This window comes from Clostridium sp. (assembly GCF_016650095.1).
Lineage (GTDB): Bacteria > Bacillota > Clostridia > Clostridiales > Clostridiaceae > Clostridium_AD.
Map to the genome: position 1 here is coordinate 1 of NZ_JAENWL010000017.1, position 21951 is coordinate 21951.

19 protein-coding genes and 2 pseudogenes are annotated in these 21951 nt (G+C 30.1%); 6 read left to right on the plus strand and 15 right to left on the minus strand.

Annotated features, from left to right (window positions below; translation table 11 throughout):
- Positions 1-391: 391 nt before the first annotated feature.
- Positions 392-1168: a 3'-5' exonuclease gene (locus tag JJE11_RS02290; RefSeq protein WP_291632633.1), complete on the plus strand. Its 777-nt coding sequence runs from the start codon at positions 392-394 to the stop codon at positions 1166-1168.
- Between the two features lie 62 nt (positions 1169-1230).
- Here the strand turns inward: JJE11_RS02290 and JJE11_RS02295 are convergent, their stop codons facing one another.
- Together JJE11_RS02295 and JJE11_RS02300 are read right to left on the minus strand one after the other, a co-directional pair.
- Positions 1231-2193, minus strand: a complete 963-nt coding sequence (locus tag JJE11_RS02295) for a rhodanese-like domain-containing protein (protein WP_291632634.1) — start codon at positions 2191-2193, stop codon at positions 1231-1233.
- Positions 2194-2378: 185 nt separating this feature from the next.
- Complete coding sequence (locus tag JJE11_RS02300) at positions 2379-3305, minus strand: sulfurtransferase (protein WP_291632635.1); 927 nt, start codon at positions 3303-3305, stop codon at positions 2379-2381.
- Positions 3306-3677: 372 nt separating this feature from the next.
- On the opposite strand from JJE11_RS02300, the pseudogene JJE11_RS02305 reads away from it, so the two are divergent.
- Together JJE11_RS02305 and JJE11_RS02310 are read left to right on the plus strand one after the other, a co-directional pair.
- A pseudogene (locus JJE11_RS02305) lies at positions 3678-4274 on the plus strand (glycosyltransferase family 39 protein); the annotation flags it as partial.
- A gap of 516 nt (positions 4275-4790) precedes the next feature.
- Positions 4791-5153, plus strand: a complete 363-nt coding sequence (locus tag JJE11_RS02310) for a hypothetical protein (RefSeq protein WP_291632651.1) — start codon at positions 4791-4793, stop codon at positions 5151-5153.
- Between the two features lie 19 nt (positions 5154-5172).
- Here the strand turns inward: JJE11_RS02310 and JJE11_RS02315 are convergent, their stop codons facing one another.
- The 6 genes from JJE11_RS02315 to rffA are packed head-to-tail and all read right to left on the minus strand — an operon-like array spanning position 5173 to position 10859.
- Entirely contained in the window at positions 5173-5928 is a 756-nt protein-coding gene (locus tag JJE11_RS02315; protein ID WP_291632636.1) for an ABC transporter ATP-binding protein, read from the minus strand.
- Entirely contained in the window at positions 5925-6710 is a 786-nt protein-coding gene (locus JJE11_RS02320; protein ID WP_291632637.1) for an ABC transporter permease, read from the minus strand. The genes JJE11_RS02315 and JJE11_RS02320 overlap by 4 nt, the downstream gene beginning before the upstream one ends.
- Positions 6700-7677, minus strand: a complete 978-nt coding sequence (locus JJE11_RS02325; protein ID WP_291632638.1) for an ABC transporter substrate-binding protein — start codon at positions 7675-7677, stop codon at positions 6700-6702. The genes JJE11_RS02320 and JJE11_RS02325 overlap by 11 nt, the downstream gene beginning before the upstream one ends.
- Before the next feature lie 32 nt (positions 7678-7709).
- A complete protein-coding gene (locus JJE11_RS02330) occupies positions 7710-8939 on the minus strand; it encodes an ATP-grasp domain-containing protein (RefSeq protein ID WP_291632639.1) in 1230 nt (409 codons plus the stop codon).
- A gap of 34 nt (positions 8940-8973) precedes the next feature.
- The gene (locus JJE11_RS02335; protein ID WP_291632640.1) at positions 8974-9711 is read right to left on the minus strand and encodes a glycosyltransferase family 2 protein; all 738 of its coding nucleotides are present in this window, start codon (positions 9709-9711) and stop codon (positions 8974-8976) included.
- A gap of 2 nt (positions 9712-9713) precedes the next feature.
- Positions 9714-10859 carry a dTDP-4-amino-4,6-dideoxygalactose transaminase gene (gene rffA, locus JJE11_RS02340; protein WP_291632641.1) on the minus strand — a complete coding sequence of 382 codons (1146 nt, stop codon included), beginning with the start codon at positions 10857-10859 and terminating at the stop codon, positions 9714-9716.
- A gap of 148 nt (positions 10860-11007) precedes the next feature.
- On the opposite strand from rffA, the gene JJE11_RS02345 reads away from it, so the two are divergent.
- Positions 11008-11226, plus strand: a complete 219-nt coding sequence (locus JJE11_RS02345; RefSeq protein WP_291632642.1) for a sulfurtransferase TusA family protein — start codon at positions 11008-11010, stop codon at positions 11224-11226.
- On the opposite strand, the gene JJE11_RS02350 is transcribed toward JJE11_RS02345, so the two are convergent.
- Positions 11223-12119 (minus strand): LysR family transcriptional regulator, encoded by an 897-nt coding sequence (locus JJE11_RS02350; RefSeq protein WP_291632643.1) that lies wholly within the window; start codon positions 12117-12119, stop codon positions 11223-11225. The genes JJE11_RS02345 and JJE11_RS02350 overlap by 4 nt on opposite strands.
- 227 nt (positions 12120-12346) lie before the next feature.
- On the opposite strand from JJE11_RS02350, the pseudogene JJE11_RS02355 reads away from it, so the two are divergent.
- Positions 12347-13570 (plus strand): annotated as a pseudogene (locus JJE11_RS02355) (YeeE/YedE family protein).
- Positions 13571-13675: 105 nt separating this feature from the next.
- On the opposite strand, the gene JJE11_RS02360 reads toward JJE11_RS02355, so the two are convergent.
- From JJE11_RS02360 to JJE11_RS02385, 6 genes are all read right to left on the minus strand, one after another.
- Complete coding sequence (locus JJE11_RS02360) at positions 13676-14887, minus strand: YeeE/YedE family protein (protein WP_366927902.1); 1212 nt, start codon at positions 14885-14887, stop codon at positions 13676-13678.
- A 220-nt stretch (positions 14888-15107) separates the two neighbouring features.
- Positions 15108-16808: an FAD-dependent oxidoreductase gene (locus JJE11_RS02365; protein WP_291632645.1), complete on the minus strand. Its 1701-nt coding sequence runs from the start codon at positions 16806-16808 to the stop codon at positions 15108-15110.
- A gap of 130 nt (positions 16809-16938) precedes the next feature.
- Complete coding sequence (locus JJE11_RS02370; RefSeq protein WP_291632646.1) at positions 16939-17754, minus strand: ABC transporter ATP-binding protein; 816 nt, start codon at positions 17752-17754, stop codon at positions 16939-16941.
- 80 nt (positions 17755-17834) lie between these two features.
- Positions 17835-18872: a glycine betaine ABC transporter substrate-binding protein gene (locus JJE11_RS02375; RefSeq protein ID WP_291632647.1), complete on the minus strand. Its 1038-nt coding sequence runs from the start codon at positions 18870-18872 to the stop codon at positions 17835-17837.
- A 57-nt stretch (positions 18873-18929) separates the two neighbouring features.
- Positions 18930-19679, minus strand: a complete 750-nt coding sequence (locus JJE11_RS02380; RefSeq protein ID WP_291632650.1) for an ABC transporter permease — start codon at positions 19677-19679, stop codon at positions 18930-18932.
- A 387-nt stretch (positions 19680-20066) separates the two neighbouring features.
- Positions 20067-20840 carry a hypothetical protein gene (locus JJE11_RS02385; protein ID WP_291632648.1) on the minus strand — a complete coding sequence of 258 codons (774 nt, stop codon included), beginning with the start codon at positions 20838-20840 and terminating at the stop codon, positions 20067-20069.
- Between the two features lie 512 nt (positions 20841-21352).
- Between JJE11_RS02385 and JJE11_RS02390 the strand changes: the two genes are divergently transcribed.
- Positions 21353-21951, plus strand: a 599-nt coding sequence (locus JJE11_RS02390) for a transposase (protein ID WP_291632649.1), incomplete at its 3' end; no start/stop codon positions are given.

Consider the following 21951-nt stretch of genomic DNA (forward strand, 5'->3'; position numbering starts at 1 on the left):
ATACTTTTGTCCCATTAAATACCCATTTCCGCCTTGACTGCAATTTAATACTTTTGCAAGTTCTTTCCCAACGGAGGGTTTTTCTGCTAAAACTAATGTTTTTCCCATATATAAAAACTTCCTTTCTTATGTTAAGTAATTAATTATTTCTTACTCAGTTTTTTTATTTCTTCTATGCGTAATTATTCCGCTATGAATAATACCATTAGTTACATATGTATAAACTTCTCTAAAATCTAAACCCATACTATATATAGTATAGACTACTTTATATACATTGTTCAATTTTTTGTTAAACATGTTGAAATAGTGAAGGTGTTTTTTACCTTCGTAAATGATATACTATATTGGTATATACCAAAAAATATAAAATGATTTTAGAGGTACTTAAATGAATTATATAGTATTTGATTTAGAGTTTAACCAAAACTACAATTTTACTAAAGAAACTAAAAATATAATAAATCCTAAATGTCCTTTTGAAATAATTCAGATAGGCGCAGTAAAGCTAAGCGACAATTTTGAGACAATTGGAACTCTAGATGTCTTAGTAAAACCAGAAATATATACTACACTTAATCCCTTTGTAAAAGAACTTACTGGAATTACAATGGAAAAGCTTGATAATGGCAAATCCTTCAAAGAAATGTATAAAGATTTTCTAGAATTCATCAAAGCTGATAGAAATGTACTGTGTGTATGGGGAACTTCCGATATAAAAGAATTTTTTAGAAATATAGAATATTATGAGTTAGATAAATCACCTGTTCCCACTGAATTCATCAACATTCAGTCGCTTACGTCTAAACATCTTAATTGCAAAAAAGGAATTAATATTGGTCTAGGTAATGCGGCTAAGTTACTAGGTGTACCTATTGAAAGTGAGTTCCATGATGCACTTAATGATGCATACTATACCGCAGAAGTTTTTAAAAAAATTTATAACAGTGAGATTAAAACTAACGAATATAATCCTCATAAACTCACTAGATCAAGCAGACCTGATGCTCAAAATTACAAAATCGATTTTTCTAACTTAATGAAGCAATTCGAAAAAATGTTTAAAAGAGAAATGACTGAAGAGGAAAAATCTATAATTAAGCTAGCTTATATTATGGGAAAAACAAATCAATTTCAAATTAAAATTTCTAACAACTCAAGTGAATAACATAATGAACATAAAAAACCTCTAACATATAAAATATTATATATTAGAGGTTTTTATTAATATTATTTTTCTACAGCAAATCCTTTATTAGCCCATCCAGATGGAGCATTTGATGCTGTACCCATACCACCATTTAGTGATACTGCATCATATCCTAACATTTTTAGACCAGCAACTGTTTGCCCTGCTGTTTGACCAGTATAACAATAAACTATAATTTTCTTATCTTTTGGTAATGCACTGAAATTTTCTTGCATTCCTTTTCCCCAAGCAATATTTGTTGCTCCTGCAATATGTCCTTTTGCATAATCTTCTGCACTTCTTACAGAAAGAACTACTATACTATCATCTTTTGAATCTACTAATTTTTTAGCATTATCTTCACTGATTTTATAATTTTTAAAATTTGTATCTTTAACTGCATCTAACCCTTTAAAGTAATCTTCTATAGCAGTTTTAATTTTAGGTTTTATTTCTAAAGATTCAACTTTAGCAAAATCATTTGCCTTAGTTTCGGTAACATCTTTTACTCCATCAACTTTAGATATCCCTAAATCCCATCCTAAATTTACTGATCTTGCATTAAATCCTGCCATATTCAATAATACAACTGTCTGTCCTGCTGTTTGTCCAGTGTAACAGTAAACCATTATTGTTTTTTCCTTTGGTAATTTATCTAAATTATCACTTATTGCTGTTCCCCATGGGGCATTTACAGCACCTTTAATATGCCCCTTCGCATATACATCTGGTTGTCTTATATCTAGAATAAACATATCCTCATCTGCTTTTACTTTTTCAACAAAAGTTTTTTCAGAAATTTTATAATTATCCTCAGGCATATTTGCAAAGTAGCCATTGGCTGCATCTGCTACCACATCTTTCACTACGGCATCAGTAGAAGTTTCTGTTTTAGGAGCATCTTTAGTATCACTCTTTGCGTTATTAACACTACTTCCACAACCCACCAATGCTACAGCAATTGTTAAAGCTAATAAACTTGTTAAAATCTTATTTCTTTTCATGTTTTTTTCCCCCTATTTGTTTGATATGTTATTTTATTAACAATTTAATTATATCAATAAAATATAGACTTCGTTTACGAGAATTAGTTATACTGTATTAGAAAAAGTTATATGTATACGTTTTATGATAAAAAAAATAGTTAGACACTTCTTCAGTATCTAACTATTAATTATTTTAATTATTTTTATGATGCATCTTGTGCTCCTGTTTCCGCTGGTGCTGGTGCTGGTGCATTTTTATCAGTTTTTTGAACGGGTAATGCGCCCTTTGATGACCACTCTGCCCAAGCTCCATCATATAATTTAAGATTCCTATATCCAGCATTATATAATGCCAAATATGTTTGAGCTCCTCTGATTGATGTTTTACAATACATTATTATATCATTTTTAGATTTTATGTTATTCTCTATATATTGTATTTTTATAACCTCAACTGGCTTATAAGTTCCATCACTATAATCATTATTAATATACTCTAAAAGCACTGACCCTGGAATTGTTCCCTCAGCATATTCTTTTTGTGAGCGTGTATCAAGTAATATGGTATTCTTGTCTGGGCTTGTAGCTTGAGCTTTTACTTCATCTATTCCAGCAATCATATCATTATTTTTATCTTTAGCCACATACTCTGTCGTCTTAATCTCTGGCACTTCAGAAGTAATTTCTGCGCCGATTTTTTTAAGTGCTTCAAAACCACCGCTTACTACTTTAACATTTTCATGACCATAAACCTTCAAAGTCCACCACACTCTGGCAGCATCCATGTTATTGTTTGTATCATATAAAAGCACTGTTGTGTTACTTGAAATTCCCAACTCTCCCATTACTTTTTCTATTTGCTCTTTTGGTGCTAACATATTAACAACTGGTATATTAATAACAATATCGCTAAGGTCAATTTTTACAGAATCCTTCACATGCTCTTTATCATATACAGCTGTGTCCGGTGTTTGAGCAGCAACTATTACTACGTTATCACTCTTTAATAAGTCTAGAGCCTGTTTTGCAGAAATAATATCCTTCCCCGAACTACTAATTCCACATCCCACTGTTAAAATCACTAATGATAAAATCATTGCTATTGATAATACTCTCGATATAAATTTCATTGTCTTTCCCCCCGTTATTTTTTATCTACATAAATTCTCACAGATAAATAAATAATAAAATGTAAAATATAAAATCATTTTAAAAGTTCGTTAAATATTATACATAACATCTCTATTATACTTTATATATTTTGGAGTTTGATATAATAGTTTTTAATATTGTATGCAATTATTGGGTATGCAATTAATAGTATACACTTAATTTATAATCTTACTCCAACGTATGTTATAATTTATAAACACTGTATGTAAATTAAAAATCGTTTCTTATTTTGAGGTGAAAATATTTTGGAATATACAAAAAAAATATTTGTTGAGAATAAAAAAATATATATATTATTATTACTATATTTCCTTTTGAATCTCAGTTTTTTGACCAACTTTCCCTTCATTCATTCTGATGAATCTTGGCTTAGTGGCCTATCAAGAAATATTCTGGAGACTGGAGATTTCTCATCGACAGAGACATTTTTTGATTTATACATACGTAATCCTCATGCAATAAAAATAATCTTTCATAGTATTCAAATTATATTTATTAAGATGCTCGGCTATAATATATTTAGTGTTAGATTGATTTCCTTACTTTTCGGTTGTTTAACATTATATTATTTTTACAAGCTATGCAATAAAATTTTTAATTCTGAAAAAAAATCTATTATAGCGTCAATCTTTTTAGCAATAGATGTTCAGTTTATATATACTTCTCATTTTGCCAGGCAAGAAATTGTTATTTTATTTCTTTTCATTTATGGATTATATTTATTTTATAAAAACATTAATAATCATAGCATTAAACAAGATTTAGTTCTAGGATGTATTATTGGTATAAGTATAGGTGTACACCCTAATAGTTTTATAATAGCACTACCATTTGTATCTATTTACTTGTATCACGTGTTATTTACTAATCGGCTTAAATGGACCAATCTTATCACTTATTGCCTTACACTTTCAGTTTTTTGTGGAGTAATCATACTATTAAGTTTATCCTTTGATCCTAATTTTTTTCATAATTACTTTAACTATGGAAAACAATTCAACGTACAATATTCTTTTTTTGATAAGCTAAATGAGTTCGAATATTTTTATGAAAAACTTTATTATGGAATAAGTGGCACATATTATACCCCTAAAATTAAATTGCAATTCTTTATTTTTATATCTTCTTTCATAATCACTATATTAAAGTTGTTTGTTACAAAAGACAAAATAAAAAGACAAACGATGATAAGCATACTTTTAGCAATTACATTTTTAAATATAGGGATTATAATAATTGGTAGGTATAATCAAACAAGCATTATTTTTCAGTTTCCTCTTTTTTATATTCTTATTATATTTTTACTAGAAAATTTATTAAAACCTTATAAATATATTGCTACTGCGATGTTATCTTTATTCATTGCGATAAGTACAATCACTAATATATACCCATATATTAGTTGCGATTACACCAATTATCTGAGTAATATTTCAAAAACAGTGAAAAAGAATGATGTGGTTCTATCTAATTTAAACTCCGAATTTTATTTTGATAATGGTAAATTACATGACTATAGAAATTTAGCATTTTTGAAAGAAAATGATTTGAACTTTAAAGAATATATATACAAATATAATATTAAATTCATCATTTATCCTGAAGAAATGGATGTTATTTATAGTGAAAGCCCTAAATGGGATTCCTTATATGGTAATCTTAGTTATTATAAAGACATGAAAAACTTTTTTGAAACTAATTGTACATTAGTTGACAAATTTAATGATAAAACTTATGGCATGCGAATAGCTAGATACATAGATGAAAAAGATTGGACTATAAAAATATATAAAGTAAACTACTAATCATAATCGTTAATGACGATTAGTAGTTTACTTTCATTAATTCATTTAATTTTTCATGCATATCGAAAATTTCTTGGTGTTTATCTTTCCTTGGAAAAGGTATATTATTTTTAATTATCCTTTTGATATTATCTGGCCCCGTGCCCATTACTAGAATACGATTTGAAAGTAAAATAGCTTCATGAATATCATGAGTTACAAAAATTATAGTTACATTAATGCTCCTCCACAGGTCTAAAAGCATTTGTTGAAGCTCATCTCTAGTCTCCGCATCCACACTCCCAAAAGGTTCATCCATGAGTAATATTTTAGGTTTTATAACAAGAGCGCGAATAAGAGCTACTCTTTGTTTCATTCCACCCGAAAGCTGATGAGGAAAATAATCACAGAAATCATTTAACTTAACCATATCTAAGTACTTTCTTGCAACATTTTCTCTTTCCCTTTTAGAATCACCAATTTTATTTACTTTCAAAGGAAAAACTACATTTTGTAGAACTGTTTTCCAAGGAAAAAGTTGGTCATAATCTTGAAATACCATAATCCTGTTTATTTCCGGACCTGAAATCTCATTTCCATTCAAAGTAATAACGCCAGAATCTATTTTTTCGAAACCTGCAATTTCCTTTAATAACGTTGATTTACCGCAGCCAGAGGGTCCAATTATACATAGAAATTCACCTTCAACAACACCAAAACTCATATCGCTGTGAACTTCTAATTTATTACCGTTTTGAAAGAAGTTTTTTGTTATATTATTCATTTCAAGAATCATACTGTCATTCCCCATTTTTTTATAGTCACTTTTTCTACCTTATCAAAAATCATATCTTCAACTATCATTCCAATTAACACTATAACAATTAATCCTGCGAATATGCCAGTTGTATCCATAAATACCCTATTTTTAAAAATAAACCAACCCAGGCCTCCCTTTCCACCAGCTGCTCCAAAAATCATTTCTGCACTTATAAGTGCTCTCCAGGCTCTTGCCCAGGATATCCTCATCCCAGTTAAAAAATATGGTAAGGATGCTGGAAGCATTATGTGCCTTATAATTTCAAAAGAATTAAGGCCATAGTTATTTCCAACTTGCTTATATATTTTAGGAATTGATTTAAATCCAGTTAGTAAATTTAAGGCTAAGGGCCATACTACTGAGTGAACAATAATAAAAATAATAGATATTTCACCTGCCCCAAACCATAATATAATTAAAGGAAGCAACGCAATCCCTGGAAGCGGGTGCGCAATACTTACTAATGTATCTACAAGGCCGCTAAATGGTTTAAATAATATTGCAAGCGATGATAAAATAACAGCCGAAATCAAACCTAAACTAAGGCCCTTGAGTATTAACTCTAATGAATATATGGTTCCAGATATTATTTCGCCACTAGCTATAGACTTACATAAGGAGTTTACTATAGCGAAAACAGAAGGAAAAATTAGCGGAGAAAATTTTCCTGTTTCATATATGATTTGCCATATAATAATTAAGATAATACTCCAAAATAGTTTGTAAAATATTTTACTGTTTAATACTCTACTTTTCATACTTCACATCTTCCCACATTGTGCTATTTCTATCACTATACACATTTGAAATGTAATTATTTTTTTTCATGAATTTTGCAAATTCGTTTACTCCTCTAACATCCTCTGTATATACCATATCTTTATGAGTTATATATTTAAGAACTTCATCTTTAGGAAGTTTATAGATGTTCGCCAATATCTCCGCAGACTTATCAGGATTATTTTTCATAAAATTAATTGACTCTTTTATTGAACTTACTAAAGCCTTATACAACTCAGGTTTAATATCATGAAATTCATTTGTTGTTACACCTACAACAAATGTAAAATCAGTACCTATAGCCTCTTTTCCATCTAATATTTGATGAACATTATTTTGCTCTAATTCTTTAAATAAATATGGAGGGGTAGTAAAATGTGCTGTAACATCTTTTGATGAAAGAAATGCATTCATTCCATCCGGATGTGATAACGTCACAAGTAGATTATCTAGTTTTTTGGCATCTCCAAATTCTTTTTCACACTCCATAGCTAATAAAATATGTTGTATACTGCCAGGCTGTGGAAGTGCAATCCTGTCTTTTCCTGAAAAATCTTTTATAGATTTTATATTTTCTTTATTCGTAACTAATGCTACTGGACTCTCAGATAATCCAGAAGCTATTTTCCACTCCATGCCTTTATCTAATCCTATTAAAAAAGGTGGAATAGCCATAAATCCAACGTCTAAATGGTTTGATAACATTGCTTCACGAATGGCCGCAGCATTGGCCAATTGTTTCCATTCAATTTTAACATCAGGATAATTTTTTTCTAAGATTTTATTTTCTTTCATTATTTGTAGCGGAGCATATGCAAGCCCAAATTGTTCTGCAATACAAATGTTATTTTTAGAGTCATTTTTAGATGAACATCCCACTAAAGCTAATATAATTATAACTAAATTTATTATAATTATATTTCTTATAAGAAAATTTCTTTTCATAATATATACATTCTCCCTATCCTTATAATAATTTAAAACTTAATAATCATATTAATATTATTTTTATCATATATTGCTATCTTGTCAAATGCGTTATCTATATTAAGATGTAAGTCTTTGAGATTATTACCTTCAATTATCATATATCCAACTCGCTGAGTGGCATTGGTAATTTCTTTTATATTGTCACCGGGCTTAAAATTAATTTTAGCATTAATTACTCCAGGCAAATTTGTAACTATACCTAAATCTCCTATAGACTTAATGGTACCTGGTTTTGCAAATAGTAATTGAACTGAAAGTTTTTTATTGTTATTTAATACTTCATATTCTCTAAGCCTCGTATAATCAATGTTTTCTCCTAGTGAATAATCAATAACCATATCTAATATATCTATCCCAGTTAAATGAGGTATAAATTCATCTTCATAAGCACCGCCTATTCTACAGGCAATCTCATTAACTTTTATTCCCTCTTTTCCAATAAGCATTTGAAAATATATAGGTCCATTATGTATTTTAAAGCACTTCACTATATTTTTTGTTATCTCTATAATCTCTTTTGCATAATTTTTAAAATGCTTTGATGGAAAATCATGAGCAGTGCAAATCCCAATACTTGGATAATTATCATAGGTAACTCTGTCAGTTATCGTAAGTACATGGGTATTATCGTTTTCTACCCAACCACTAACTGTAATTTCATCATTTTCATAATATTCTTCAACTAATGCTTCTTCTTCTCTTGAATAACTAATCACATCCTCAAAATATTCTCTAATCTTCACTATTGAATTTAATTTATATACACCTCTTTGTCCCTGACTGTCTAAAGGCTTAATTACAACAGGAAAACACATATGTTCTAATTCACAATCTCTAAAATCACTTTTTAAAAAGGCAAACTTAACTGTAGGTATAGAATTTAATTTAAATATATTTTTCATAATTTTTTTATTAGTAACTGCTTTTGCTGCATCTAAATTAAGAAAACTAGGAAGGTTACATTCTTTTGTTACTTTAGCTACAGTGTAAACCGGTTGATCCGTACCTAAGGTTATAATCCCATCTATATCATATTTCTTTGCTACACTTATGTTGTCGTCAATGCTAAAGGTACTAGCTATCTCGCTATAATCGCAAAATTTCTTTCCTGGTGCATCCTCATAATAATCTGAAACTATAACAGTATGTCCCATTTGTTTTGCGCGTAAAATAGCATTAAATTGACAATTTCCTCCCCCAAGTATCAATAATTTCATATTAATCATCTCCTTAGGAGCTGCGACTTCTCCTTTATAATTTTTTATCTTTAATTTTGAATTGTTGTTTAGACGATATAAATTTTTTAAAAATTTTATGGTTTGAGTAATACAAATATAATTTAATATATAATTTAAAAAGTTTATAAAAATTATAGTTGGACTTCCCATATTTTCGTAAATCATGTTTAACCTCTACATTAGAAATGCTTCTGGTATTTTTAAAAGTTATTGCTGAAATATAAACAAAAGAAGTGTTATCCTTTATTATTTCCTTTACTATATTTTTTCTTATTATTCTAAAGCTACTTACTTTAATATTTTTAGGTTTTGAACATATTTTATTAAACATATAATCAGTCATTTTAGAACCAATTTTTCTATAACCTGAATGCTTTTTTATTATAGGAATAGCATATACTACATCATATCCCTCATCTATCTTTTTCTTTAACTTATAAATTTCTTCAGGTGGATGTTGCAGGTCATCATCTATGGTAACTACATATTCTCCTGTTGAATAATGAAATCCACACATCAATGCATTTTGTTGACCAAAATTTCCATCTAACTGAATTACCTTAACTCTAGAGTCTATATTATGTAACCTTTTCATTTCTCTATAACTATTATCAACGCTTCCATCATCAACCATGATTATTTCATAATGACTACAAAACTTATTTAACTCTTTTGTAAGCACCTTATGGAGTTGATCTATAGAATTTTCACTATTATAAACCGCTACTACAACCGTTATGCTTTGCTGCATATTTATATCTCCCCTAGAATTTGTACTAACATCTCTACAATATATTTTATTTCCTCTACACTCATTGCTGTATACATGGGCAATCTAAGCAAACAATTACTTACTTTTTCAGTTATAGGGAAATCATCTATATTATATCCAAGTTCCAACCCTTTTTTAGAAGAGTGCAAAGGCATGAAATGTGTGGTTGCATAAATTTCTTTTTGTCTTAGCATGCAAATTACATTATCTCTAATTTTTTTGTCCTTAAATATCAAATAGAACAAGTGATAATTAGATTCACATTCACTTGGAATATATGTACTCTTTTCAATAATTCCTTTTCCTATGTACTCAGTAATACTTTTATTATAATAATCATTTATTGCTTTTCTTTTTTCTTTAATCTCATCTAAATCATGAACTTGCGCATACAGTACAGCCATTAAAATATCCGATGGCACATAGCTTGATCCTACATCAACCCAACTGTATTTATCTACCTCTCCACGTAAAAATTCATCTCTGTTAGTTCCCTTTTGTCTTATGATTTCTGCCCGCTTTATTAAATCAACATTATTAGAATTTATTGCTATAGCGCCACCTTCCCCACTAACATAATTTTTAGTGCTATGGAAACTATAACAACCAATATGTCCTATGGTTCCAAGAAATCTATTTTTATACTTTGAATTTACTGCTTGGGCCGCATCTTCAATAACAAATAGATTATTTTTTGTTGCTATTTTCATAATTTTATCCATATCACAGCTTACGCCTCCATAGTGAACCGGTAATATGGCTTTTGTTCTATCTGTAATTTTTCTTTTAATGTCTATTGGATCTATGTTTAACGTATCTTGTTCTATTTCAGCAAATACAGGCACCCCACCACGTAACATTATTGCATTAGCAGTTGATGGGAATGTAAAAGAGGGCATTATAACTTCATCCCCCGGTTTTATATCTATTAAAATTGCCGCCATCTCTAATGCATGAGTGGCTGACGTAGTCATCAATATTTTATTTATAGAAAATTTTTCTTGTAAAAAAGTGGTTACAAGCTGAGAATAGTATCCATCTCCACTTATAGACCCTCTTTCCATAGAATCTTTAATATATGATAATTCTTTTCCTTGATAATATATTTTGTTAAAAGGTATGTTCATTATTTATCACCGCTCAAATTTATATATTTTAAAAGTTAATATTTCTTTTATAAAACCTCAAGTTATATTTATTTATGTTGATATTTGTGTTACTCCTAGGGTAAAATATACATATAAGTAATTATGTTAGCAAAGTGAGGTTAATGTTATGAATACAATAGATTGCTTAGGGGATATGTGTCCAGTTCCAATACTTAAAATAAAAAAGGAACTAAAAAAGACAAAATCAGGTGTTTCAATAAAGATTATAACTGACCATAGCTGCGTTGCTGAATCAATAAAAAATCATTTTACAAATAAAAATTTTTCCCTTGAATTTGATGAAGTAATGAATGGAGTATGGGAAATTATCCTATTGAAACTCTAACAAAAGCTATTTTTTCCTATTTTTTTAAAATATTCTATAAATTCTTTTATCATGTTGTCCTTGCAAACACTTTTTTTATTTATAAGGTATACTTCATATTTCATATCCAATCCATTAATTTTGGTTTCCTTAAGCTGTTTTGTATACAATTCTTTTTTAATGGATATATAAGGTAAAAACGACATTGAATTACCATTAAGAACTAATGATTTAACAGACTCTATGGAATCAAGGTCTAACATTATATTTAATTCTTTAAAACTATGTCCTATGGTTTTTAGATATTTTTCCAATTTACCTTCTATTTCTAATTTATCCGCTAACATAATAATAGAATATTTTATTAGTTCTTCACTCTTAATTTCTTCAGGATTATTAAGCTTTGGCGAAGAAACTAGCATAAGCCTATCTATACCAACTTTATAATATTCCAGAGAATTATCCTTTGGTCTACCATAAATAAATCCGAGATCACATATATCATTTAAAATATTTTCTTCTACATCATTAGAGACATTAGTAGTTAATTTATAGTTATGATGTGGATACTTCTCTTTAATACTATACATTGTACAAGGCAAGGCATAGGTTGCTATTGTGTAACATGAATCTATTCTTATAATACCATTTGACTTATATGAATTGTTTAAATCTTCTACCATCTTATTATAGGTTCTTATAATATTTTCCCCATATTTTTCAACAATTTTGCCTTCGTCTGTAAGTTCTACACCTCTATTACTTCTTTCTAAGAGTTTATATCCTAAACTATCCTCTAGCTTTTGTATTTGTTGACTTAATGCAGATTGTGAAATATGAGAATTGTTAGCAACCTTTGAAATGCTTTTAAAGGCTGCTACTTCATTAAAATATTGGAAACATTCTATATGCATAATAACACCCCTTGTTATTTATTGTTCACTTTATTTTTCCCAAAAAAATTTATTTTACTCAATTATACCATATGTAAATCATCATAAATATGTTATGCTATAACTTATTTAATATAGTATAATTATATTAAATATACTTGTCCTAATTATATGGTAACTTAAATTATTATATTGTTAAATTTATATAGAATTAAGGAGTTGATTTAATGAATGATATAAATACAAAAATGAGTTCTTCCCCTCGCGATATCAAAAGAAACCCACAAAAAAGTCAAATCACCTTTGGTATAGGTTTATTTATTGTTTTAGTAGTTTTGGGTCTTTTTCTATCTACTATATCAGATAAATTGAGTTTATTTTGGTTAACTGGAATTACCTTTGGCTTTATACTACAAAAATCTAGATTTTGTTTTACTGCCTCCATGAGAGACCCATATTTAACTGGTGGAACAATGTTAACAAGAGCTGTTCTTATAGCACTAGCTATAACTTCAATTGGCTTTACCGCAATTAAATATGGTGATTTCGTACGGGGACTTGAAATTTCCGGACAAAGTTATGTAGTTCCTATAAGTTTAGCAACTGTAGCAGGTGCCTTCATATTCGGTGTAGGTATGGTAATCGCCGGCGGCTGCGCTTCTGGTACACTAATGAGAGTTGGAGAAGGTTTTATAATGCAAATCCTCGCCTTATTCTTTTTCATTGTTGGTTCACTATGGGGTGCACATGATTTTGGATGGTGGTATGTTAATTTTATTTCAAAAGGAAAAGCTGTATTCCTTCCAGATGTACTTGGTTGGTTTGGAGCAATAGTAATTCAGCTTTTAATAATTGCTACCTTATATATACTTGCTAAAAAATGGGAAAGCAAAAAACAAAATGAAGATTATTGAATAATCACTTTAAGGGGGATAACTTTGGATATAAAAAATAATGAATTCTATAAAAAATGGTTCAAAAATGCTTGGACATACGTTGTAGGCGCAGTACTTTTATCATTATTCCAGATAGTTACTCTAGCTACCACTGGTGAACCTTTAGGCTTAACCTCTGCTTTCGTAAATTGGGGTGCCTGGTTATACAGATTAGTTGGGGGGAATGTTGATAATTGGTACTATTTTAGTAATAGCAATGCAAAAGCAACTCTAAATGCTGGGTTCCTTAATGATCCTAGTTCAATTAGAAATTTAGCAATAATATTTGGTGCTTTACTCGCCACCCTTCTTGCATCCCAATTTAAGATAAAAAGAATCAAATCTAAAAAACAACTAGTTGCCGCTTCCTTAGGTGGACTTCTAATGGGCTATGGTGCAAGGATAGGCTTAGGTTGTAATATAGGTGCTTTCTATAGTGGGCTTGCGTCACTATCACTTTCCGGATGGGTATTTGGTGTATTTTTAATGTTGGGTGCAATCGTTGGTAGTAAACTACTTATAAAATTCTTTATGTAAAAAAACACTTTAAAAATCGCTTATTGTCTACCCAACATCAAAATGCTGTGGATCCTTAATTATCCACAGCATTTTCTTATTTATCTATAGGAATTTCAGGAAAAGTTACGTTGCAATGTTAAATTTCTTAATTAAATTAACTCCTATTACTCCACCTAAAACTAAAGCAAGCATGAATACCCAACCTGATAATGAAAAATTAGCTACAGCTGAATAGAATGCTCCAATGTTACATCCCATTGCAATTCTTGCACCATATCCCATTAATAATCCACCAATTGCGTAGAAAGCAGCATCTTTTAATTTAAATTGTTTCTTAAATGAGAAATGTCCTGCGAGCAATGGAGATATTACAGCTCCTATTATTATTCCTAGGTTTCTCATGGAATCTGGGTCATTCATGAATCCTCCATTAATAGCCTCCATATGCGAAGAAAAAGATTCCCACGTTGAAACATCTACTAGACCTAATGATCCATATATCCAAGCTCCCCAATTTACAAAAGCAGTAGTTACTCCCCAACTACTACCAGTTGTAAGTAATATTACTTCAAACATAGCTGCTAAAAGCACTGCTCCAGTATATAAAGACCATCTTTTTACAAAAAACTTGTGATATGTTTCTTTACTAAAAAACTTGTATTCCACAGCTTCTGGCAATTCTTTTTCCCATTCTGAATATTCTGGTAAAATAAAAGTATTTGCTTTCTTTCTCTTATTTTCATACCATTTAGCAAAAACATAAACTGCTAAACATCCTAATAATGAAATTATTATAGCTCCCATATAACCAAAAGAATCTGGCAAGTAAATTTTTTTACCCCAAGTGAAAAACACAGTATCTTTAAGCCACCCCATAGCATATTCTCCCCACAGGGCTCCTGTTATGAAAAAAAACAATGTTATTAAAGCTCTTCCTTCTCCTTCACCTGCGTCCGTAAGTGTTCCAGAAGCACATCCCCCGCCTAGCATCATACCAATACCAAATAATATTCCACCTAGCACAGTTAGAATGTTAATTGGTTTAACAAATTGAGTTCCTGGAATTCTCTCTGCCCCTCCTACTGCTCTAAATGCTACCTCAGCTCCATGCGCAAATGCTCCATAATGTATTGCTGCTGTTATTATTATTGATATAGCAAGCATATACATTAATGCTTTTGTTAAAGATGAATCTCCTGTTACATATATTCTTTTTATACCGCCTGCAAATCCTAATCTTGATCTTTGCATTATATACCCGATTGCAAGTCCAGTAATCAAAAATAGCCCTAACTTAGGATTATTTGCTGATAACGATATAGTAAAAATGACCATAGCTATTATAATTGCAAATCCAACAAAGTATTGTGTTTTATTAGTAACTACTTTTGTGTTTACTACTTTAGTATTAGTATTTAACCCAGTATTTCCCCCTGTATTCTTCATATCTCATTTCCTTTCTTTATTTATTTTCATTAAACTTTTATGTGAATCCAGCTGTATTAAATCATCTCCTTAGGAGCTGCAAACAGCCAGATTCACATAAAATTATATATTATAGGAAGTTGTAGTCAGTAACTATTTTTTCCCTTCCAGTTGTTTCATCATTAAATGATTCATAGAATGATATTCCCATAAACCCACCAGCGATATTATAAATGTTTGTATATCCTATATTTTGAAGTGCCCTTGCTGCATTGTAGCTTCTTTGTGCACTTCTGCAATGTAAGTATACTGGTTGATCTTTTGGTATTTCATTTACTCTTTGTCTTATTTCACTAAGTGGTATATTTACAGCTCCAATTATGTGGCTTAATTCATATTCATTTTTTTCTCTTACATCTATTATGAAGGCTTTACTTTCAACTAAGCCTCTTACATCTTTTTCAAATACTTGTTTAAATTCACCATGTAATAAGTTAGTGGCAACATATCCTGCAAAGTTAACTACATCTTTAGCAGTTCCAAATGGTGGTGCATAACATAATTCTAAATCTCTTAAATCATCCACTGTTGCTCCAAATTTAATAGCTGTAGCAACAACATCCATTCTTTTGTCCACGTTTCCTCTTCCAATTGCTTGAGCCCCTAATACTTTCCCTGTTGGAATTTCGAAAATAAGCTTAAAGTGTAGTGGCTCACAATCAGGCATTATGCCAACTTTATCTCCTGGAATTACTTTAGCCACTTCATAATTAATGTTTAATTTAAGAGCTTCTATCATTTCTTCATTTAGTCCTACTGAAGCTGCATTATAATCAAAACATTTTACTACTGATGATCCAATAACTCCTGTATTTCTTACAACTCTACCGTGCATATGGTCAGCAGCTTGCCTTGCTTGTTTTTGAGCAGGACCCGCTAATGATAACTTAGTAGGTATCCCTGCGAGTGCATGGTATACTTCAATCGCATCTCCAACTGCATATATATTGTTGTCGCTTGTTCTATAGTTTTGGTCTACTTTTATAGCTCCTGTTACTCCAATTTCAAGTCCAGCCTTAACTGCTAGTGAAGTTTCTGGAAGTACACCAATTGCCATAACTACCACCGCGGCTTCTATCTTTTTACCTGATTCTAAAACAACAGTATCCTTTTCAAAAGAACTTACTTTATCTCCTACTATTAGGTTTACACCCTTATCACGCATTTCCTTGTGAAGTATTTGAGCCATATCGTAGTCAAACGGTTTCATGATATGTGGCATTGCTTCAACTAACGTCACATTATTTCCAGCTTCTTTTAGATTTTCAGCAACTTCAACTCCTATAAACCCTCCACCTATTACTGATATATTCGTCATTCCCATTTTCTTTACATATTTGTTAAGTTTATCTATATCCGCAACATTTCTTACTGTAAATACCTTTACATCTTCAATCCCTTTGATAGGAGGAAGTATAGGCTTTGCACCTGGAGATAAAATTAACTTATCATAGTTTTCTGTATACTCTGTTCCAGTTAATGTGTTTTTAACTCTTACTTCCTTTTTATCTCTGTCTATATCTATAACTTCACTATGAATCCTGGCTTCTATATTGTATTGCGCTAAAAATTTATCTGGATGCATAAGCACTAGACTATCCACTTCTTCTACTACCCCACTTAAGTGGTATGGCAGACAACAGTTTGAGAAAGATACATCTGAATCTCTTTCAAACATTATTATTTGATCTTCTTCGCTGAGTCTTCGGAGTCTCGCTGCCGTTGATGCACCACCCGCAACTCCGCCTACTATTAAATATTTTTTGATCATGTTAACCCCTCCATGTGATATTATATTTTTGTTAATTTTATACCAAACTATGTGTTAATTATAATACAATCTTATAAGTTTCTGTAATAGCAATCTGTTATGCAGTATAAGAGATTGCTATATATGAAATTTAATAGAACTTTAACTCCTCATTTTGGCTACTTATAATATTCAAGATTTCTTCCCTTATCTTAATATATTTAGTTGTATATATTACATTGCTTTGATTTACTCCTGAATTTTGATAAGTGAAATCTGTATTATATTCCTTAAGAATCTTACCAGGACTACCTGACATTATAATAATTCTTGTGGCAAGTGCTAATGCCTCATCAACATCATGAGTAATTAAGAAAACTGTATTTCCTGTTTTAGTCCAAACTTTTCTTATTAATGTTTGCATATTTCTCCTTGTTAAAGAATCTAATGCTCCAAATGGTTCATCCATTAAAATCATCCTAGGATTATTTACTAAAACCCTTGCAAGCGATGCTCTTTGCTTCATACCGCCAGAAAGTTCATAGGACTTATGCTTTTCAGAACCCTTAAGGCCTACAAGGTCTAAATATTTATTTGTTACTTCCACAATTTCATCTTTAGGTAGCTTTCTCATCTTCAGCCCAAAGGATACATTATCTTGAACATTTAACCATGGATATAAGATAGGACATTGGAAAACAACACCTTTATGCCAATCTGGTCCAGTAATAGGTTCATTGTCCATTTTAGCTTCCCCCTCTGAGGGTTTAAGAAAGCCTGCAAGAATTTTGAGCAGGGTACTCTTACCACAACCCGACGGGCCAAGTACACATATAAATTCTCCTTCCACAATATCTAAATTTATATCTTTTAGAGCAACAACTTCACCTTTTTCACCAGAATACCTTAAATTTATATTTTTTAATGTTACAACATAATCTGCTCTATCTTTTGATATTTCTTCCATGGAAATCCCCCATTTCTATTACATTACTTTAACCTTTATCAAACTGATTTAAGGCTTTTATTTTGATTTAACGCTAAAGATTATTTTAAAGCATTTTCTATATATGATGGATTTACAGCATCTTCAAAAGTAGATAACTTAGGTACAGACATAATACTCTTTTGTTTGTATAGGAAATCTGCTGTATCCTTTAATGAGCTCACTAATTTACCCTTTTTATCACTCGTTCCAAAATAAGCAGGATCTAATTGCTGCTCAGCGGTAAGCCAAATAGAACCTTGCGTCTGTTTTAATGCTTCTTCTTGTGTAATTTCTAAAGCATTTGAAATTGTTTTCACTGCCTCCACTTGATTTTCATTATAAAGTTTAATAGATTTATTTACAGACTTTATATATTTAGTTACGATATCTGGATATTTATGTGCAAATTCCCGTCTAACAACCTCCACATTAGATGTAACAACACCTTTTTCAGCCATATCCTTACTTGATATTATAGTTTTACCGTCCTTTAAAAGGTTAGAAAGTGTAGGCTCCCATGCATAAGCTGCATCAATGTCTCCTCTTTGCCATGCTGCATATACTTCAGGCATTTGCATATCAAGTAATGTTATATCCTTTTCAGAAATACCATTTAATTCTAAAGCTTTTAATAAGCTATAATGTGTTGTAGTCGCAAATGGAGTAGCAATTTTCTTCCCTACAAGATCTTTCAACGAATTAATGTTCGAACCATTTTTAGCTACTAATCTCTCTGAATCACCTAGAAGTTCATGTATCCAAATCACTTCTACATCAATGCCGCTTGCAATTCCAAGTGTTGCAGAAGATGATCCAAGCAAGGCAAAATCAATGTCTTTTGAAACAAGGGCATTTCTTATATCGCCTGCATTAAATTCAATAATATTAACTTTTACTCCAAGTTCCTCTTCAAAAAAACCTTTCGCTATAGCAATTTTCTCGTCATTAGGCATTTGTTGAGTACCTATATTCACCACCTCTGGTGCAACTGATGAAGCTGTTTTATTTTCTGTATTTTTTGAAGTTCCACATCCTACAAATAATGTTGCTATTACTGTTGTCATTATAACATTCGCTAATATCTTTTTTAGTTTCATAATTATCACTCCTTCGTATTATATCTAATTCACTTGCTTTAAAGCGATTATATCTTTTTATTCTTTCCCTTTCCACGGAACAACCTTATGTTCAATATATTGTATACTTTTATCCAATAATATACCTGTTATACCCATTATAATAATTCCTAAAAAAATAATATCACTTCTTAAATAACGACTTGCATCTAATACCATCCAACCTATGCCAGAGCTTGCTGCAACCATTTCAGCCGATACCAACGTAGTATAACCAACACCTAAAGCCGTTCGAAGACCTATAAATATATCAGGTAAGCATGCTGGAAATATCACATAAAAAAATATTTGCAGCTTATTTGCACCTATTGTATAAGCACTATTTATATAATCTTCTTTTATTTTCATAACTGCTGATACGCAAGAAATGTATATTGGTGCAAAGCAAGCTAATAATAAAAGTACAATCTTAGACCCATTTTCAATTCCTAGCCATAAAACTAAAAGTGTGTAATAAGCAAGTGGTGGAAGTGGTCGATAAAATTCTATAACTGGTTCAAGAATCGCTCTGATCTTGGAATTATAACCACTCGCAAGTCCTAAAGGTACTGCAAGTACCGACGCTGCAAAGAAAGCAATAAGAAGTCTTTGCATACTTGCACCTAAATGATGTAGTAATGAGTAATTCTTGTACCCATTTTTCAAAATATCAATTAATGCAGTCCATACTGATTGTGGAGATGGCACTAACTTGGGATCAACCCATCCAAGTATTGTTACTATAAACCATATAACTAATATAATAAGTACTGTTCCAATAGTTAACATTTTTTCATATGTAGTTTTTTTATTCACTATTAAACCGCCTTTCTCTTAAACTCTACTATAATAAAAAATATTAAGCATTATGAGCCCTACAGAAAAATTATAATTACACTTTAAACTCAATCCTAAAACAGCTCCATTAATTCATTAAAATTATTTTTAACGATTATAAAAATATTCTTTAAAATTATTAAACCATATTTGTTAATTTTGTATCAATTATAAACTAATTATAATACAATATCAGAGGTTTTTATAATAGGCAAATGTTATACTGCATAACATTTTGTTATATGGTACTTTACTCACAAATAGATATTATAGCCATGATAAGCACATAACAAAAGCAGTATAGAAATATTCTATACTGCTTTTGTTATGTGCTTATTACTATTCTGTTTTTTCATCTAATTTAACATTTTCTTCTTCTAATTTAACATTTTCTAAATTAGCTTTTCTATTGTCTAATGTATTAAGATTTATTGGATGAGTAATCATATCTTCAGTTGTACTCATTATCAATCTATTTAAATAAATCTTTCCTTCAGGAGTATTAGCAATAGCATAAGGTTCTGTATGTTTTTTATATAAAACCCAGGTGTAACCATTATTGATTACTCTATTTATGTCTTCTTTATCAATTATAGTCCTCGATTTCTCTTTGCCGTACCTATCTCTTAATATTATAGCTACAGTTTCTTCATCTATTCCTTCATAATCATTAATTGTATTTTGATCATATATTTCTAAGTTACATTTTCTATTGTCTAGAGTATCTCCATTTATATGCCTTACAGGTGCTTTTGGATGAACATCTAATATGAATGACTGTAAGCTTTGCTTTCTTCTATATTTTTTTTCTTCAATATAATAGCTACCTAAATTTTGAGCTAAGAAATTATTAAAATCTTTATTCCATTCTGCAAACCAACGACCTTTTTCTAATACTTTTTGTAAATCTTCAGTATCTATTTTACCATCAACTGTTTTACCGTCTTTTTTAACTAATTTTAAAAAAGTAATATCTTCTAACGTCTGGTATTTATTTGATTTAATTTCAACCTTAGGAGTTTCTACTTTAGTAGTTTCTGTTTTATTTTCGTTTTTAATGATAGGACACCTCTTTCTTCTATTTAGGCATCTTAAAAAATAACCAGTCAGCATACCAGTCTATTTTTTTTATGCCTTATAAGGGATTTTAAATTATGTATAACTTTAATATTTCCCCACTTTTTATTAACAACTCAATTTTCTCTAGAACACACATGTTTATTTTACTACATTATTTTTATTATACCACACCCATTAGTTTAAAAACACCTAAATTTAAAAATAAATTACTTCTTTCATGAAATGCTATTAAAACTTCTATTATAAATATTTTCTTCCCATTTTGGTTAAACTTCTTATTAGATATAATAAGGAGGTTGTTAACTGTTGAAAATAAGTTATAAGAAATTATAAAAACCTACTTTTCAGTAGACTCTTCAAGATACTTAATGAGTAATTTTTAGATTGTTTTGCTAACGTCAGTATCTTCGATTATTGATTGATGTTTTATACGTTTTATAACATCTTCATCAAGATTTGTAGTAAACTTCTTTCTCATATTAACACCTCCCTCAATATTATAACGTATCTACGGGATATAATATTATTAGAAATGAGGTGAAATTATGATTACATCAATTAAAGTTAGACTAGAGCCGAACAATAAGCAAAACTCTAAATTATTTCACTGTTCTGGTACTGCAAGATTTATTTATAACTGGACACTTGCAAAACAGGAAGTAAATTATAAAAATGATGGCAAATTCATATCTGATAATTATTTGAGAAAAGAATTGACACAGTTAAAGAAAACAGAACAGTACCAATGGCTAAATACAGTATCTAATAATGTAGCTAAACAGGCTGTTAAAGATGCCTGCGAAGCTTATAAGAAGTTCTTTAAGTGGTTAGTTGAAAGACCGAGATTTAAGAGCAGAAGAAAATCTAAACCTTCTTTTTACCATGATAATGTAAAAATCAAATTTACAGCAACTCATGTTCAATTAGAAAAATTGGGCAAGGTAAGGCTTTTGGAACGCAATGGAATACCTACAAACTTAAAGTATAGTAATCCGAGAGTTGATTTTGATGGTATTCATTGGTATGTTTCAGTAGGTGTTGAGATGGATCAAGAACCTATAGAATTATCAAGTGAAAGCATTGGTATAGATTTAGGAATAAAAGACTTGGCAATATGCTCCAACAGAAAAAAGCCATATAAAAA

Excerpts from the sequence above, each read along its gene's own strand:
- JJE11_RS02300 (WP_291632635.1), bottom strand. The coding sequence starts at position 3,305 with ATGAAATTTATATCGAGAGTATTATCAATAGCAATGATTTTATCATTA.
- JJE11_RS02315 (WP_291632636.1), bottom strand. The coding sequence starts at position 5,928 with ATGATTCTTGAAATGAATAATATAACAAAAAACTTCTTTCAAAACGGT.
- JJE11_RS02345 (WP_291632642.1), top strand. The coding sequence starts at position 11,008 with ATGAATACAATAGATTGCTTAGGGGATATGTGTCCAGTTCCAATACTT.
- JJE11_RS02290 (WP_291632633.1), top strand. The coding sequence starts at position 392 with ATGAATTATATAGTATTTGATTTAGAGTTTAACCAAAACTACAATTTT.
- JJE11_RS02380 (WP_291632650.1), bottom strand. The coding sequence starts at position 19,679 with ATGTTAACTATTGGAACAGTACTTATTATATTAGTTATATGGTTTATA.
- JJE11_RS02360 (WP_366927902.1), bottom strand. The coding sequence starts at position 14,887 with ATGGTCATTTTTACTATATCGTTATCAGCAAATAATCCTAAGTTAGGG.
- JJE11_RS02375 (WP_291632647.1), bottom strand. The coding sequence starts at position 18,872 with ATGAAACTAAAAAAGATATTAGCGAATGTTATAATGACAACAGTAATA.
- rffA (WP_291632641.1), bottom strand. The coding sequence starts at position 10,859 with ATGAACATACCTTTTAACAAAATATATTATCAAGGAAAAGAATTATCA.
- JJE11_RS02350 (WP_291632643.1), bottom strand. The coding sequence starts at position 12,119 with ATGCATATAGAATGTTTCCAATATTTTAATGAAGTAGCAGCCTTTAAA.
- JJE11_RS02330 (WP_291632639.1), bottom strand. The coding sequence starts at position 8,939 with ATGAAATTATTGATACTTGGGGGAGGAAATTGTCAATTTAATGCTATT.
- JJE11_RS02370 (WP_291632646.1), bottom strand. The coding sequence starts at position 17,754 with ATGGAAGAAATATCAAAAGATAGAGCAGATTATGTTGTAACATTAAAA.
- JJE11_RS02320 (WP_291632637.1), bottom strand. The coding sequence starts at position 6,710 with ATGAAAAGTAGAGTATTAAACAGTAAAATATTTTACAAACTATTTTGG.
- JJE11_RS02325 (WP_291632638.1), bottom strand. The coding sequence starts at position 7,677 with ATGAAAAGAAATTTTCTTATAAGAAATATAATTATAATAAATTTAGTT.
- JJE11_RS02365 (WP_291632645.1), bottom strand. The coding sequence starts at position 16,808 with ATGATCAAAAAATATTTAATAGTAGGCGGAGTTGCGGGTGGTGCATCA.
- JJE11_RS02295 (WP_291632634.1), bottom strand. The coding sequence starts at position 2,193 with ATGAAAAGAAATAAGATTTTAACAAGTTTATTAGCTTTAACAATTGCT.
- JJE11_RS02385 (WP_291632648.1), bottom strand. The coding sequence starts at position 20,840 with ATGCTGACTGGTTATTTTTTAAGATGCCTAAATAGAAGAAAGAGGTGT.
- JJE11_RS02335 (WP_291632640.1), bottom strand. The coding sequence starts at position 9,711 with ATGCAGCAAAGCATAACGGTTGTAGTAGCGGTTTATAATAGTGAAAAT.